We start from the raw sequence: 15,475 nt of genomic DNA on the forward strand, positions 1-15,475 counted from the left end.
GGAGAGAGTGTCCGGGTGGTCATCACCCAGGATCCGCTCCCTGTCGGCCAGCACCCGCGCACGCAGGTCGAGAGCCTCCTGGACACGCCCAGCATCGCCGTAGGAGTTGGCGAGGTTGCTGCGAGCGGAGAGAGTGTCCGGGTGGTCATCACCCAGGATCCGCTCCCTGTCGGCCAGCACCCGCGCACGCAGGTCGAGAGCCTCCTGGACACGCCCAGCATGACTGTAGGAGACGGCGAGGTTGTGACGGGCGTCGAGGGTGGTGGGGTGATCGTCACCCCGGATGCGTTCGTAGTCGGCCAGGACCCGCTCGCGCAGGTCGAGAGCCTCCTGGACACGCCCAGCATCGCCGTAGGAGTTGGCGAGGTTGTTGCGAGCGGCGAGAGTGTCCGGGTGGTCATCACCCAGGATCCGCTCCCTGTCGGCCAGCACCCGCGCGCCGAGATCGAGAGCCTCCTGGACACGCCCGGTATCGCCGAAGGAGTTGGCGAGGTTGTTGCGGGCGCTGAGGGTGTCCGTGTGGTCATCACCCCGGATGCGTTCGTAGTCGGCCAGGACCCGCTCGCGCAGGTCGAGAGCCTCCTGGACACGCCCAACAGCGCGGTAGGAGACGGCGAGGTTGCTGCGAGCGGAGAGAGTGTCCGGGTGGTCATCACCCCGGATGCGTTCGTAGTCGGCCAGGACCCGCTCGCGCAGGTCGAGAGCCTCCTGGATGCGTCCGGCATGGCTGTAGGAGACGGCGAGGTTGTGACGGGCGTCGAGGGTGGTGGGGTGGTCGGGACCGAGGATGTCGTTGCTGTGACGGGCGGTTCTCTCGTCGTGCTCGATGGCCTGCTGGTAGAGCCCTGCATCCGTGAGGCTGACGCTGACCTGGTAGATGCACGGGTGGGCTTCGGGCTGCCATAGGGCCGGGCGGGTGAGCTCGTCGAGGTGAACCGTGTTGGCACGCAGTATGGCGGCCAGTTCCCGTTCCTCGTGGTCATGGCGAGGCCACAGGCTAAAGATCGCGGCGGCCGCGGTACGGGCCGTGACCGGGAGTATGCCGGACGGGATGGTTTCCCGCACCGCGCGGGCGGTCAGGGCATGCAGACGGATGGGGGCGGTGGCGGTGTCCTGGGTGATCAGGGCATACGTGCGCAGGCATTCCAGCGCGCTGCGCACCTCGCCTGCGGTGACGGCCGAGTAGTTGCGGCGTAGCCAGCGGCGCTGTGGCGGGCGTGCGGTGCGCAGGTAGCCGAGGGCTGCCGGTGTGGTCCATGCGGTGTTCGGGTGGCCGAGGGGGTCCATGAGAGAGGCAAGGTGCAGCAGGGGGCGTGCCAGATGGGTGGGGTCGGCCTTGTCGACCGCGTCGAGGGAGAGCAGCAACGAGGCGGTGACGGGCCGTCCGTAGCCCTCAGTGTCGGCACTGGGCGGGAGTAGATCTCCCAGGCGACTGCTGGTGTCGCGCAGCCGGGTAAGGTAGTCGGCCATCGTCCGCCGAGTGTTGATGAGGTAGGCGGCGGCGTGGCCGAGGGCGAGAGGCAGATCACCGAGTTCACCTGCCAACTCATCCGCCAGGCCCGGGTCGTGGAGGTGGGCGTGCCCAGCGTCCGTGAGCCGACGCCGCAGATAGGCATCTGCCTCATTCCGCGCATAGAGGCCTAGCCGGATCAGCGTCCGGCCCTGGCCGCTGAGCTGGGCATCCTCACGCCGGGTAGTGGCCAGGACCCAGCCGTTGCCCGCACCACTGTCCGGCCACCATTCCTCAAGGGGGGCAGGGTCGGTGAGGTCGTCCAGCACGACCAGCCACCGCCGCTGCGTGGCCGCAAGCCACCGCACAAACAGCCGCGCTGCCCCGCCTTCGTCCTCTTGGCCGGCACCGGCACCGGGCAGATGCAGTTGCCCGGCTGCTTCCGCGTACGCGGTGATGATCTGCTCTGGGCTGGTGGCGCTCGCCCACACAAGTACGTCCAAACCGGCAGCCGCGGTGTGCTCCTGATCCCGCAGTTGCCGTGCCAGGGAGGCTGCCAGCTGGCTCTTGCCCACTCCGCCCGCTCCGGACAGCACCACATCACGACCTTCGCACCGCGCCTCACCAGCCTGGTCCCGGATCGACGTACGCGGCTGGAACGCCGCAGCGAGCCGCGGCACGTCCCCCACCCACACCGGCCACTGCACGGACGGGCCCGGTATCGGCGGCGTGTACACGTGCATGTCCCCCGCCACCTGGGTGAGATCACGCTTCGCCCGCGCCTGCTGACGCGTACGGCGCTTCTCCGAACGCTCCACCACCATCGGCCCCCCTCAGGCTCGGTCCCCGCCGACCTGGTCGACGTCACCGCCGCCTCGCCCCTTCTGGCGGATGCTCTCCCGCATCAGCCGACGCCCGGCCCTGCCAACCGCACCGTCGTTTCCCGCGGTCTGTCTGAGGTTCCCCTTCGCGCGTGCCGACTGCCGCACCGTGCGCCCCGGCCCACCAGCGGGTGCGCCGGTCTGTGAGGCCCACCAGCCCAGCGCGGCCAGCACCCCCGCTGCCACCACACCGCCGACCGGGCCAATCACCTCCCACGGGTCATGCCCACCCGACGACATCACTGCCCACGGCACAGCCACGGCAAAGAACGCCGCAACCGAAGCCACTACCGCCACCATCCACCGCAGCGCAGCCATACCCCGCCCCCCGTTCGAACCGGTCAACGCGCCTGAAACACCCCATGGTTGCACCTCCTCCGCCACCAGAACTCACTCACGTGGAAAATGACGACTGGGCCGTGCGTAGCCGCTGATCCGCCGTCCGGACGCGTAAGCGGTGGCATCCACCCAGCAGCACCCTTTCCAACTGTGCTGGTGGTGGGCGCCCTGCCCAGGGTGTATGACAGCCCCGAGCGTCGGCCGCCAGGCGAGGGAACGCCGTGGACGAGAGTTGTTGTAGCTCTGGCGTTCGTCAACTCACCTTCGCTGATCAGCTCCTGCGCCAGCCCCCACAGCACCGTCTCTGAGCAGGGGGAGGGCCGTCGTCGACTGCCGTCATCTGTCGTCGTTGGCCGCCCTCGGACGGCACACAGACGGCCCGGTTGTGCTGTTAGTGCCTGAGCCTCAGATGCGAAGGCTGAGGTCACGTGAGCTAGTGCGGACGCACGTCCTGGACGCCGATCCTCGCCCGCCGACGTGAGACAGGGTTACGGCCTTACCGCTTCACTCCCACGAGGCCCCACACCGATGTGTGAGTGCAGAGACAGGTAGCGAACGCCTGACCTATTGGCAAGGTTGCGGAATCCGCGAATCCTGATGTCGCACTGACCACCAGCAACTAGCATGTGCCCTCCCAGCGAAGGGAAGTGGCTGTGATCGAAGATCCCATGCTTCAGCAGGCTATTGGTGGCGTTATCTCCAACGTCGTAACCGCAACTGGTATTCGTCTCGGCGTGACACTGCAGGGTCTGGGAAACCGTGCGCTTGCAGAAGACGAAGAGATCGTAAAATGGTTCAACACTTATCAGATTACTGAATCGCGGCCTCAGATTTCAGACCTGCCGCCCGGCGTTACCGAAGAGGAGCTTTGCGGAATACTCAATAGTGATGGTTTCCATTCAGTGGTGCACGAACTGCTAGCAGCTCGACTAACTGACGCCACTGAGGAAGAAGTGGAGCGCATTCGCTCGATTCTTCGCTGCACCGTATCCTTCTTCAAGCCAGCAATTGACCTCAGCGATGTGTCTGATTCGCTTTTCGAATATTATGATGGCGAAGTTAGTGCAATTGTTGGAAGGTTGCAAGGAGCGTCGAAAGAGTTCCTCCCGCGACTAAGGGGTGAAGCATTTTCAGCTCGCATGATCTCTTCTTTGAGGGCTATCGAGCGGCGTCTTGATTCTTTCAAGGTGGCGACACCCGAAGAAGAGCGGGAGTTTGTTAGACGTTATCGAAATCACGTTCTTGAAAACTTTGGAAAGATTGAACCCCCTGACTTTGAAAGGCGACGACGCGTCCCAATTGATGATCTTTATGTTCCTCCGGAGATTACGCGAGTGGGCTCCTCGCCTCGCGACTCGGTGAACACATGGCAGCTCGCGGAGCGGATTGACAGAACGGTTCTGTTGGGGGATCCAGGAGGAGGAAAAACCACCGCTTCCAACGTCTTGATGCACTGGCATGCTCAGTCGAACGACCGTCGAGTACCATTTCTTGTAACTCTTCGCGAATTCGCTTCCCAAGATCCACCGGCACGGTCCGTGGTTGGGCATATTGAAAACAGCCTGGAAACCTTCTATCAATGCCCAGCCCCTCAAGGGCTTGTTGGAAAGCTACTTCTGAGTGGATCTGCGCTCGTCATTTTCGATGGACTTGATGAGCTGATCGATACAACCCGGAGGGCCGATGTAACGGCAATTGTGGAACGATTCGGGTCGGAATATCCACTAGCAAGAATTCTCGTCACATCTCGCCTAGTTGGGTACAATCAAGCCCGCTTGGACGATCAGCAGTTTGTTCGATACCGGGTGGGTGGATTCGATACACATCGAGTCGGTGAATACGTAAGAAAGTGGTTCGCTCACGAAGAGGGCATCACTCGCTCAGAAGCTGAGCAACTTGCGTCCACATTCATGGATGAGAGCACTGCAGTTTCCGATCTTCGCTCCAATCCGTTGATGTTGGCGCTCATGTGTATTCTGTACCGTGGAGAGGGGTCTATCCCTCAAAGCAGGCCGGAAGTCTACGAGCAGTGTGCGAATCTGCTTTTTCGGAAGTGGGATGCTAGGCGGCGAATTCACACAGAACTCCGAGCCCGAGCCCACGTAGAGCCGGCGCTGCGTCATCTCGCCTACTGGCTTTTTAGTAGGAAGGAAACGGAATCGGCCGTTACTCAACGACGATTGACGGCCGAGACGGCGGAATTTCTACACCATCGTGGGTTCGAGTCAAAAGAGGAGGCCCGTGAGGCGGCCGATGAATTCGTAAACTTCTGCAAGGGGAGAGCTTGGGTATTTAGTGATGCAGGCACAACGGCGAAAGGGGAGACCCTTTATACCTTCACTCATCGAACTTTCCTGGAGTACTTTACCGCTGCCTATTTGACGGTCGTCAACGATACTCCGGAAAAGCTAGCGAAGGTGTTGGCCCCACGTGTCACGAAACAAGAGTGGGAGGTAGTTGCAGAGCTTTCGGTGCAGATGAAAGATCGCACTGTCGATCAAGGGGCGGCCAGAATTTTTCAGAGTTTGCTGAAGGACCGTCGTTACAAGTCGCAGCAAAGCCGCAGTAATCTACTTTGCTTCCTGGCATCATGCCTGGAATCAGTAGACCCGCCTCCGGCTGTCGTGCGTCACCTGACAGGGCAAATTCTAGATCACTTGTTCGCAGGTGACGTGAATGATGAGATTTGCTATGCCCCGACGGTATTGTTGACCCGTTGCAGCGGCGCATTTCGCGATATTGTGGCGCGAGAAATGAACTCAAAAATTGCAAGTCTCCTGGAATCAGAGGATTCAGAAGTTCGAGTGAAGGCCTTGAGGCTGGCCGTTTGGTGCCTTCCTCGGCTTGCCCATCTGAACCGAGGCCCCCTGGGTGGCGTAGGTAAGGAAACGGGAAACTTCTGGGACGGTTTTGTCGAAGAGAACCGTGAGAGGTACGCCGAGAGGATCGTGTCCGCAGCTGAGTGGGATCCGGGTTTCCTCTTCCTGGCAGCCGACAGAGGGTTGGTAAATTTGGACAAAATCCTTGAGTCTTCTGGCGGTTTTCGAAGGCTCAATGAACGCCATGGCCATCCGGCAGGGATTTTCGGTATCGTATGGGCGCCGTTCCTTGCAAGCAGAGTTACTCGTATGATGTGGGCGGAACCTGAAGACATTTCACAGATTGCTCAGACAATGACATCTGTGGGGAGATACTTCCTGTCCCACCCAGATCTTCCTTGGGGTGACTCGGATGAAAGTACATGGGCAGAATTTGTGACAAAGCAGTCCAGTGATGCCGTGCTGGAGTTGATTCCGCTACATCCCGATGCGCTTTTGGGTGCCTCTGCATTGCTGATGATCATCGTGGAGCGGTCGGGAAACGTAGGAATTCGCCGCGGGCATCCTGAGGATCTGAGGCACCTATCTCCCTTGTATCCATATCTAGCGAAACGCCTCAATCTGGAAGATGTCCCTCTTACGTCTCTACCCATTAGAGATGACCTGCAAGAGGTGTTTAGGAAATGGGCCTGTGGCGAGCTTCATCTTACTGCCTGACCGGTCGCAGGCTGAGTTAGGTCGGCAGAGCGGGTTGGGACTGTGGTGAAAGCCGTGGAGCCGTCCGCCCCAGCCACTGCGCAATCTCTCTGGCGTCAAGCGTTTGGTTGCCGTGCGGTGAGCGGAGCGAGCCGCCTTGATGAGGTACGGAAATCTCAGAAGGAAAACTCCGGGCGGGCTCCTCCCCGCCCCGGCATCAGGCGCCGGGGCGGGGAGCAACGTCAGCTGGCCATGAATCGGCTAGTGAAGCCTTCGATGCACAGCCGCTCAAAGGCGGCTACAACGGTGTCTGGTACGTCCTGCTCGATGGCCAGCCCCAACCTCGGGAAGACGAGCACTCGTTGCAGGGCGCCTACGATCATGTCGATCACCATGCGAGCGTCGCCTACGGAGCTGGCGTATTCCTCCAGGCCCATCGGCGTGGACGCGCACACGACTTCGACGTCGGGCCACATCTTCCGCACCATGGCGTACGAGCGCCGCTCCTCGTACGGCTTGCTCACGAGCAGGACGGACGAGACCTTGACGTCGGCCTCCGCCAACACCGCCTTAGTGAATTCGATGTTCTCGCCGGTGTTCGTGGCACGAGGTTCCAGGAGTACCGCCGAAGCGGGCACGCCTAGTGCTCTGACCGCATAGGTTGGCCGGTTTGGTGATCGCGGCGGTTGGATGGGGGGTGACGTCCGTTCCGACCGCTGGAGGTGCGGTGGCCGAGCCTGTCCGTGTGCGCAGACTGACCGACCGGGAAGGGCAGAAACTGCAGCAGATCGTGCGCCGGGGCAGCACCAACTCGGTGCGCTACCGGCGCGCGATGATGCTGCTGGCCTCGGCCGGCGGGAACCGCGTGCCGGTGATCGCCCAGCTGGTGCAGGCCGACGAGGACACCGTCCGGGACGTGATCCACCGCTTCAACGAGATCGGCCTGGCCTGCCTGGACCCTCGGTGGGCGGGAGGCCGTCCCCGCCAACTCAGCCCTGACGATGAGGACTTCGTCATCCAGACGGCCATCACCCGCCCGACCAAGCTCGGCCAGCCCTTCACCCGCTGGTCCTTGCGCAAGCTCGTCGCCTACCTGCGCAAAGTCCACGGCCACGTGATCCGGATCGGCCGCGAGGCGTTACGCTGCCTGCTCGCCCGCCGCGGCGTGACCTTCCAGCGCACCAAGACGTGGAAGGAATCCCCGGACCCCGACCACGAGGCGAAGCTGGACCGGATCGAGGAGGTCCTCGACCGCTTCCCCGACCGGGTCTTCGCCTTCGACGAGTTTGGCCCGCTCGGGATCCGTCCCACCGCGGGCTCGGGCTGGGCCGAGCAGAAGCGTCCCCACCGGCTGCCCGCCACCTACCACCGCACTCACGGCGTGCGGTACTTCCATGGCTGCTACTCGGTCGGCGACGACAGCCTGTGGGGCGTCAACCGCCGCAGAAAGGGTGCCTCCAACACGCTGGCCGCGCTGAAGTCGATCCGTGCCGCCCGGCCCGACGGCGCCCCGATCTACGTGATCCTGGACAACCTGTCCGCCCACAAAGGCGCCGACATCCGTCGCTGGGCGGGGAAGAACAAGGTCGAGCTGTGCTTCACCCCGACCTATGCATCCTGGGCGAATCCGATCGAGGCGCATTTCGGACCGCTGCGGCAGTTCACCATCGCCAACTCCCACCACTCCAACCACACCGTCCAGACACGGGCCCTGCACGCCTACCTGCGCTGGCGCAACGCCAACGCCCGCCACCGTGACGTCCTGGCCGCCGAGCGCAAGGAACGCGCCCGCATCCGCAGCGAGAAGGGCATTCGCTGGGGCGGACGTCTCCTCAAGACCGCAGCGTGAGCGCACTTCCTACCCGGTGCGAAGCTCCTCGTGAAAGGCTTGGAGCATGATGGGTGGACCGTCTGAGAACCCAGAACTCTGGGCATTCCTGGAGTCATTGCACCGCGGCGAGTTCCTTTCCGGCACCGTCACAGCGATCGAACGGTTCGGTGTGTTCGTGGCGCTGGACGACGGACCCGACCATCCGGTCTTCCCCGGCGTCGGGTTCATCTCCTTCGCTGAACTGTCCTGGCGACGCTTCGAGGCAGCCACCGACGTGGTGCAGGTCGGGCAGCGCGTCTCATGCGAGTTCCTCCAGTTCGACACGTGGAACCTGGAGGCCAGACTGTCCTTGAAAGCCACACAGCCGGACCCCTTTCAGGTATTCGCCGACACCATCGCGGTGGGGCAGAAACTGCCTGGCCAGGTCACCAAGCTGATCCCGTTCGGGGTCTTCGTCCAGGTCGCCGACGGGATCGAGGGACTGGTTCACCTGCGGGAGCTCGCCTGGACACCGGTGGAGACTCCAGCAGATGTCGTCCAGGTCGGCGACGAGATCACGGTGGTCGTCACCGAGATCGACCGAGAGCGACGCAGGCTATCCCTCTCCCGACGACAAGGCTCATCCGCGGGCGTGTGACGCGCTGCGTTCCTGCGACGGTTCCCTTGCGCGAGTGCTCCTGAACGTCTGCTCAGCCAAAGGAAGACACACGCCCCAGGCCGGTGAACCTTTGCGGTCACAGCACTAGCTGCAACGCCCGCTCTCGGTAGTGGACAGCCTCACCGCGCGGCATGCGCGCACGGGTCGTGGGACTGGTGGCCCCCGTGAAGACGATGAGCGGCGCCATGCCCTGGTGGTACAGCTTCGCTGTCACGTCAGCCACGCCAAGATCGTGGCTGCCCAGTCCTACGGCCACCGAACATGGCCGTAGGGCATGGTGCATGAAGTGGTAGTCCCACAGCAGTTGAGCGTCTGCCCATGCCTGTGCCGAGATCATTCCTGCCCCTTATTGTCCTGTGCCGAGTCGGGAACGTTGAAGTCGTACTCCCACGCGAAGCGAGACGCCGAGTGAATGCCCACCGCGAACTCCACCACCGTGCCATCTGCGGTGTACGTGGTGCGGTGCAGCTCGACTACGGGCTCACCAACGGGGAGCTGTAGGAGCTGCACTTCGTCCGCTGTTGGGATGCGGGCGAACAGGGCCTCTCTCATGTGGTCGATCTCGTATCCGGCGTCGTAGAGGACCCGGTACCCGCCGCCACGGCCGGCAGGTACCGGGGTGGGGTCAACGATGCGTGTTCCCTCGACATGTTCCGGCCTGTAGTAGCTGGTCAGGGTGTGCGTCGGCTGCGTCCCCTCCTTGACGAGCCGGGCACGCGCGTACACCTCTGAGCCGAGTGGGACGCCTAGCCCCTCCGCTACGAGGCTGCTCGCTTGGACACGGCTTACGGTCTGCGTCTGCTCGTTCCGCTTGTACGCACGTCCCGAAGCGACGCGGTCGGCGATGAAAGCGACTTCGTCGCTGTCGCGCCACTTCGCCTTGTCGTACCGGGCGATGCCCAAGCGCTTGACTGGCCTGCGCGGCCGCACCACAGTGCCGTGCCCGCGTGTCGAGGTCACCAGCCCTTCAGCCTCCAGGGCCTTGTATGCCTTGTGGACGGTCTCCTTTGAACCTTCCCCTGCCTCGACTAGCTCTCTGATCTGGGGCAACTGGGCGCCCGGCGGATACTCACCGCTCTTGATCTGCTCCGCGAACCTGTCCGCCAGGTCGCGCCACTTCGGTGCCACGCAGAACTCCTCTCGACGCGAACTAGTGAAACACAGTCCTAGGACTGTTGACAGTCCCAGGACTGCGTGTCATCTTCTTCTCGGGCCGCTCGCAGTCCTAGGACAACGGGCGGAAGGGTCTTCTTTGGGCTGTTTCCAGGCTGGTCGGTTCGGGATAGCTCGCCTCCATATGGGGCCCTGAACTGGTCGTTCCTTGAGAACTGAATAGGTGGGCCCCGTCTCCCCGAGTCGAAAAGACGGCAGCGCGGTCCCGATCGCGCACGTTTCTCAATTTCCGTCGCAGCCTTCGCGCTGCGGCCGATTGCCTCCCCCGTCCGTATGACGTCCGCACTTCTGCGGACGTCATACGGGCGGGGTGCGGGGAGCCGTGACGGTTCCGCTTCCACGATCCGAGAGGACCACCCACCATGGCCAAGATCTTCGGCTTCTCCGGCGACGACTTCGCGCCCCTGCCGGACGACATCACTGTTGACAGCACCGTCACCCTGAGCGGTGGCGAAAGCCTGGAGACGACCGACGCCGGCATCACGAACCGGTACGAGACCACGGCCGACTGACCCCGCACTCCTGCGTCACCGCCCCGGCATCTCGCCGTGAGGGCGCCGGATCGAATCCGGCCCGGGGCACTGGCCGCATGCGCGGCCCGCCGCATCACACGCATGCGGCCCCACCACAACGGCGTGCACCCCCGGAGTTGGCCCTCCGGGGGTGCTGTTCGGGCCGTTCCACCTGCAAGGGAGACCACGACCCAATGGAACACATCGGTACTGTTCAGGACGCTGTTACCGCGTTCGCCGACTTCATCGAACCGACCGCCGCTGAGCTGGACGCGATCGAGCAGGAGATGCCGCTGATCCTGGCGGACGTCGACCTGCTCGACGCGCAGATCATCACCCTGGACCGCCTGCCCAACGAGCTGGACGCCCGCCGTATCCGCCGGGCCCGCAACCGGGTGCTCAGTGAGCGGCGGGCCCTCGCCAACCGCACCGCCGGCGCCGTGCTGCCCAGGGGTGCCGCATGAGCGCCCTTCAGCAGGATCTGACGGCCGCGCACGCTGAGGTGAAGGCGGAGATCGCGCGGACCGACACCAAGGTCGCGCTCTTGCTGGCATTCGTCGGCGCGGTGCTGGCCGGAGCGTGGACGATCGCCCGCGACTTGCCCCTGAACCCGCTCGCCTGCGCCGTGGGCGGACTCGGCATGACGCTCCTGATCGCGGCGGCCGACCTGCTGCTGCGCTCCGTACGCCCCAACATCAAGGGTCGGCACGGCTTCCCGCTGTGGGCCACCCTCACCCCCGACCAGATCGGCCAGGCCGTCGACCTTCATGCGGTGGTGCGTCGGCGTCGGCATGGGCTTCCGGCAGGGCGAGACGCTGGGCCTACGGTGGCCGTACGTCGACCTCGACAACGAGCTGTTCCACCCCCAGTGGCAGCTGCAGCGGCTCACCTGGCGCCACGGCTGCCAGGACCCCCACGCCTGCGGTGGGCGCCTCCACCGGTTCGATCCGTGCCCGCAGGACTGCACGACGCACAAGAACTACAAGCGCGGGTGCCCCAAGCCGTGCCCCAAGGGGTGCACAAGGCATGCGAGTGTCTGCCCGGACCGCAAAGGCGGGGGCCTGGTTTTCACTCGCCCGAAGACCAAGAAGAGCAGGAACGCCGTGCCCATCCCGCCGCCGTTCATCCCCTACCTGCGCGAGCACAAGGCACAGCAGGAGGAAGCACGCGTCGCGGCCGGAGACGACTGGCAGGAACACAAGCTGGTCTTCACTCGCCCGGACGGCCGGCCCCTCGACCCCCGCCAGGACTGGGAGGAATTCAAGGAACTCCTCGAAGAAGCCGGAATCGACGACCGCCGCCTCTACGACGGCAGCCGCCACACCGCCGGCACGATCCTGAACGAACTCGGGGTGGACATGCCCACGATCATGGAGATCCTGAGGCACACCCAGATCAGCCAGACCCGCCGGTACGTGAAGGGCAGATCTCACCTCTCCAAGGACGCGATGCGCCGCATGGGAGACGCCTTCATGCCCGGACAGAAACCCCCGACTGAGACCAGGACTGAGACCACAGACAGCCGTGCGGCCCGCGCCCGCCGTCGTCGCCGCATCCGCTGAACGAAAAAGCCCAGCTCAGACACTGTCTGGGCTGGGCTTCGACAGAGCCCCCTGTCGGATTCGAACCGACGACCTACGCATTACAAGTGCGTTGCTCTGGCCATCTGAGCTAAGGAGGCGTGCACCGCTTACGCGGGGGTGCGCCCGAGCAGTGTACCCAGGTCGCCGCGGGGGCCTGTCGAAAATTTCCGCGAAGTTCACCGTCCTCCAGGTACTGACATACGCCTGAACGCCGGGTACCGTCCTGAGCCAGTCCACTCGTGTGGACTACACCACCACCTTCCTACAACGGATCGTCCGGCACGTTCCTGCCGGTAGAAGGGGGCCTCTGAGCCATGGCCACTGTTTCGTTCGACAAGGCGACCCGTATTTACCCGGGTTCCACGAAGCCCGCCGTCGACGGTCTCGACATTCACATCGAGGACGGCGAGTTCCTCGTCCTGGTCGGCCCGTCCGGCTGTGGCAAGTCCACCTCGCTCCGCATGCTGGCGGGGCTCGAGGACGTCAACGGCGGTGCGATCCGCATCGGTGACCGTGACGTGACGCACCTGCCGCCGAAGGACCGGGACATCGCCATGGTGTTCCAGAACTACGCGCTCTACCCGCACATGACGGTCGCCGACAACATGGGCTTCGCGCTCAAGATCGCCGGCATCAACAAGGCGGAGATCCGGCAGAAGGTCGAGGAGGCCGCGAAGATCCTCGACCTCACGGAGTACCTGGACCGCAAGCCGAAGGCGCTCTCCGGTGGTCAGCGTCAGCGTGTCGCCATGGGTCGCGCCATCGTGCGTGAGCCGCAGGTGTTCCTCATGGACGAGCCGCTGTCCAACCTGGACGCCAAGCTCCGTGTCAGCACCCGTACGCAGATCGCCTCGCTGCAGCGCCGTCTGGGCATCACCACCGTCTACGTCACCCACGACCAGGTCGAGGCCATGACGATGGGCGACCGGGTGGCCGTGCTCAAGGACGGTCTGCTCCAGCAGGTCGACTCCCCGCGCAACATGTACGACCGCCCGGCGAACCTCTTCGTGGCCGGCTTCATCGGCTCCCCGGCGATGAACCTCGTCGAGGTCCCGATCACCGACGGCGGTGTGAAGTTCGGCAACAGCGTGGTGCCCGTCAACCGCGAGGCTCTCAAGGCCGCCTCCGACAAGGGTGACACCACGGTGACCGTCGGTGTGCGCCCGGAGCACTTCGACATCGTGGAGCACAACGGTGCCGCCGCCTCGGCGCTGTCCAAGGACACCGAGGACGCTCCGGCCGGTCTCGCGGTCTCCGTGAACGTGGTCGAGGAGCTCGGCGCCGACGGTTACGTCTACGGTTCCGCCAAGGTCGACGGCGAACTGAAGGACCTGGTCGTCCGTGTCAGCGGCCGCGCGGTCCCGGAGAAGGGCGCCACGCTGCACGTCGTGCCGCGGCCGGGCGAGACCCACGTGTTCTCGACCTCGACGGGCGAGCGCCTCTCCGACTGAGGACGCACAGCACCGCATCACGCGGTTTGACGAGAAGGGCCCCGCAGATCATCTGCGGGGCCCTTCTCGTGCCTGGAGGGTGTCGGAACAAATACCCCGGCACACCGGTCATTTCGAGCGTGTGCGTCAACCCCTTACCCAGAAATCGGCACTGCCCTGTCCCCCGAACCGGTGACTAAATGTCGCCAAATCATTACCGCACGCTACCCTCACACGCGTGAAGCACTCCACTTACCAACAGACGCGACGCGGCCGGGGCCCCGCCCGCCGTATCGGCCGCTCCCTCGCCCTTGTCCTGCCCGTCGTCCTGGTGCTCTCCGGGACCCTCGCGGTCACCCGAGTCAACTGGTCGGGGGATCCCTCGAGCTCCTCGGTGCTCACCGCGTCGGACGCGACGGTCATGGACAGCAAGCCGCGCAGCGCCCGCCTGGCCCCGCAGGACGCGCTGCGCGACCATCTCCTGACCGAGCTCCAGGAGAAGAACCCGGGCATCGCCCTCACGCACCTTCAGGAGGCTGTGAACGAGCGTCCGTCGCTCGCCAGACACTGTGTCTCCATCGCGAGGGCGCTGGGCCGTGCGGCGGTCCGTAGGTACGGGCCCACGCGCGCGCAGTCGTATGCCCGCCCCGTCTGCGACACGTCGTTCGCGACGGGTGTGGCGGCGGCGCACAGCTGACCGCCGCGAGAGGGGATGCCGACGGAGGTCGGGTGAGGGGCGCGTCGTACAGTTCCGGTCATGACCGATCCGAACGCCGCGTCCCGTCCCACTCAGGCCGTGATCCTGGCCGGCGGCCAGGGTTCCCGGCTGCGTCCCTACACCGACGACCGGCCCAAGCCGATGGTCGAGATTCCCGGTACGGGGACTCCGATCATCGGCCATCAGCTTGTCTGGCTCGCCGAGGAGGGCGTGACGGACGTGGTGGTCAGCTGTGGGCATCTCGCCGAGGTGCTCCAGGACTGGCTGAGGACGGCTGACCTGCCGGTGCGTGTCCAGACGGTGATCGAGACGGAGCCGCTGGGCCGGGGTGGCGGTCTGAAGTACGCGGCGGCGCGTCTGCCGCATCCGGAGCGGGCGTGGTACGCGACGAACGGTGACATCTGGACCCGGTTCTCGCTGCGGGACATGGCGGACTTCCACGCCGAGCGGGATGCGGTCGCGACGTTGGCGTTGGCGCGGCCGCGGATTCCGTGGGGGGCGGTGCAGACCGATGGGTTCGGGCACATCACGGACTTCATCGAGTCACCGCCGTCGACGTTCGAGATCAACGCCGGTGTGTATGTCTTCTCGCCCGCGTTCGCCGAGCTGCTGCCGGAGCGGGGGGATCATGAGCGGACGACGTTCCCCACGCTCGCCCGTGAGCTGCGGCTGGCCGGGTTCCCGATTCCGCAGGGGGCGTACTGGCGGGCCATCGACACGGCGAAGGATCTGACCGAGGCGGCGAAGGAGCTGGCGGCTCTCGGTCGGTGACGTCGGCTGTCAGGTTGTGGGTCCGTCGAGACCAAGCCCTTGGGGGGCGTGGGACGACCCGGTGCGGGAGTCGGGCTCTGACCTGGCCCAACAGGCCGCAGCAGCCGACCAGTTACCTGACGGGTCGTCAGGTATAGCCAGGGCTGAGTGAGCGGTGGGCCGGCCCTTCGAGGGTCCTTCACCCTTGCGGATGCGCTCGACGAGCAGCTGATCGCGAAGGTGTGCAAGGTGAGTGCATGAACACAACACCTCTCTCCAAGAAGACCGTTTGCCGGATTCCGCGAGTATTCGCGGTCAGTGCCGTCGTGGGCATCGTGTGTGCGGCGGGGATGGCGACCGCCACTTCCGCCGTGGCCGCGACACCCGCCACGCACGTCGCGACCAAGGCTGCCCCTGCCAAGGGTCACGGCGGCGGGGACGGGGACGGCGAGCACTTCCAGTGCGGCAACGGTCTCCTCCCCATCCTCATCTTCTGCAACTGACGGACAGGGCAGGCCAGTTCCTGCCGTAGTCGCAGAAGAAGAAGAAGAAGAAGTAGTCGCACGCCGCAGGGCGATCGGGAGCGAGGGCGGAGTTCCTCTCTCCCTGATCGCCCTGCCGATCCAACCCAGAGC

The 15,475-nt window shown here is 64.6% G+C and carries 12 protein-coding genes, 1 tRNA gene and 3 pseudogenes; 11 read left to right on the forward strand and 5 right to left on the reverse strand.

The genetic code is table 11. The annotated features are described in order from the left end of the window. A partial coding sequence (locus ABZT93_RS20855; protein ID WP_356106395.1) for a tetratricopeptide repeat protein occupies positions 1–2,274 on the reverse strand: 2,274 nt, incomplete at its 3' end. Positions 2,275–3,323: 1,049 nt separating this feature from the next. On the opposite strand from ABZT93_RS20855, the gene ABZT93_RS20860 reads away from it, so the two are divergent. Then, positions 3,324–6,206 (forward strand): NACHT domain-containing protein, encoded by a 2,883-nt coding sequence (locus ABZT93_RS20860; protein WP_356106397.1) that lies wholly within the window; start codon positions 3,324–3,326, stop codon positions 6,204–6,206. A gap of 221 nt (positions 6,207–6,427) precedes the next feature. On the opposite strand, the gene ABZT93_RS20865 is transcribed toward ABZT93_RS20860, so the two are convergent. Continuing rightward, positions 6,428–6,823, reverse strand: a complete 396-nt coding sequence (locus ABZT93_RS20865; protein ID WP_356106398.1) for a YdcF family protein — start codon at positions 6,821–6,823, stop codon at positions 6,428–6,430. Between the two features lie 89 nt (positions 6,824–6,912). Between ABZT93_RS20865 and ABZT93_RS20870 the strand changes: the two genes are divergently transcribed. Then, on the forward strand, positions 6,913–8,034 hold the full coding sequence (locus ABZT93_RS20870; protein WP_356106400.1) for an IS630 family transposase: 1,122 nt from the start codon (positions 6,913–6,915) through the stop codon (positions 8,032–8,034). Between the two features lie 49 nt (positions 8,035–8,083). Then, on the forward strand, positions 8,084–8,653 hold the full coding sequence (locus tag ABZT93_RS20875; protein ID WP_356106402.1) for a S1 RNA-binding domain-containing protein: 570 nt from the start codon (positions 8,084–8,086) through the stop codon (positions 8,651–8,653). A gap of 106 nt (positions 8,654–8,759) precedes the next feature. On the opposite strand, the pseudogene ABZT93_RS20880 reads toward ABZT93_RS20875, so the two are convergent. After that, a pseudogene (locus ABZT93_RS20880) lies at positions 8,760–9,011 on the reverse strand (YdcF family protein); the annotation flags it as partial. After that, on the reverse strand, positions 9,008–9,802 hold the full coding sequence (locus ABZT93_RS20885; RefSeq protein WP_356106404.1) for a GntR family transcriptional regulator: 795 nt from the start codon (positions 9,800–9,802) through the stop codon (positions 9,008–9,010). The gene ABZT93_RS20885 and the pseudogene ABZT93_RS20880, both read right to left, overlap by 4 nt. 407 nt (positions 9,803–10,209) lie before the next feature. On the opposite strand from ABZT93_RS20885, the gene ABZT93_RS20890 reads away from it, so the two are divergent. The 4 genes and pseudogenes from ABZT93_RS20890 to ABZT93_RS20905 all read left to right on the forward strand — a co-directional run. Beyond that, the gene (locus ABZT93_RS20890) at positions 10,210–10,359 is read left to right on the forward strand and encodes a hypothetical protein (protein ID WP_356106406.1); all 150 of its coding nucleotides are present in this window, start codon (positions 10,210–10,212) and stop codon (positions 10,357–10,359) included. A 194-nt stretch (positions 10,360–10,553) separates the two neighbouring features. Next, entirely contained in the window at positions 10,554–10,823 is a 270-nt protein-coding gene (locus ABZT93_RS20895; RefSeq protein WP_356106408.1) for a DUF6284 family protein, read from the forward strand. Next, positions 10,820–11,137: pseudogene (locus ABZT93_RS20900) on the forward strand (integral membrane plasmid transfer protein); the annotation flags it as partial. The gene ABZT93_RS20895 and the pseudogene ABZT93_RS20900, both read left to right, overlap by 4 nt. Next, a pseudogene (locus tag ABZT93_RS20905) lies at positions 11,106–11,921 on the forward strand (tyrosine-type recombinase/integrase); the annotation flags it as partial. The pseudogenes ABZT93_RS20900 and ABZT93_RS20905, both read left to right, overlap by 32 nt. A 45-nt stretch (positions 11,922–11,966) precedes the next feature. On the opposite strand, the gene ABZT93_RS20910 reads toward ABZT93_RS20905, so the two are convergent. Further along, positions 11,967–12,040, reverse strand: a tRNA-Thr gene (locus ABZT93_RS20910). A 216-nt stretch (positions 12,041–12,256) separates the two neighbouring features. On the opposite strand from ABZT93_RS20910, the gene ugpC reads away from it, so the two are divergent. The 4 genes from ugpC (at position 12,257) to ABZT93_RS20930 (ending at position 15,343) form a co-directional block, all read left to right on the forward strand. Further along, complete coding sequence (gene ugpC / locus ABZT93_RS20915; protein WP_007382936.1) at positions 12,257–13,393, forward strand: sn-glycerol-3-phosphate ABC transporter ATP-binding protein UgpC; 1,137 nt, start codon at positions 12,257–12,259, stop codon at positions 13,391–13,393. Positions 13,394–13,610: 217 nt separating this feature from the next. Next, the gene (locus ABZT93_RS20920) at positions 13,611–14,069 is read left to right on the forward strand and encodes a hypothetical protein (protein ID WP_356106410.1); all 459 of its coding nucleotides are present in this window, start codon (positions 13,611–13,613) and stop codon (positions 14,067–14,069) included. 60 nt (positions 14,070–14,129) lie between these two features. Beyond that, the gene (locus ABZT93_RS20925; protein WP_356106412.1) at positions 14,130–14,861 is read left to right on the forward strand and encodes a nucleotidyltransferase family protein; all 732 of its coding nucleotides are present in this window, start codon (positions 14,130–14,132) and stop codon (positions 14,859–14,861) included. Between the two features lie 236 nt (positions 14,862–15,097). Next, complete coding sequence (locus ABZT93_RS20930) at positions 15,098–15,343, forward strand: hypothetical protein (protein WP_356106414.1); 246 nt, start codon at positions 15,098–15,100, stop codon at positions 15,341–15,343. Positions 15,344–15,475 lie beyond the last annotated feature (132 nt).

Source organism: Streptomyces sp. NPDC005303 (assembly GCF_040607335.1).
Lineage (GTDB): Bacteria > Actinomycetota > Actinomycetes > Streptomycetales > Streptomycetaceae > Streptomyces.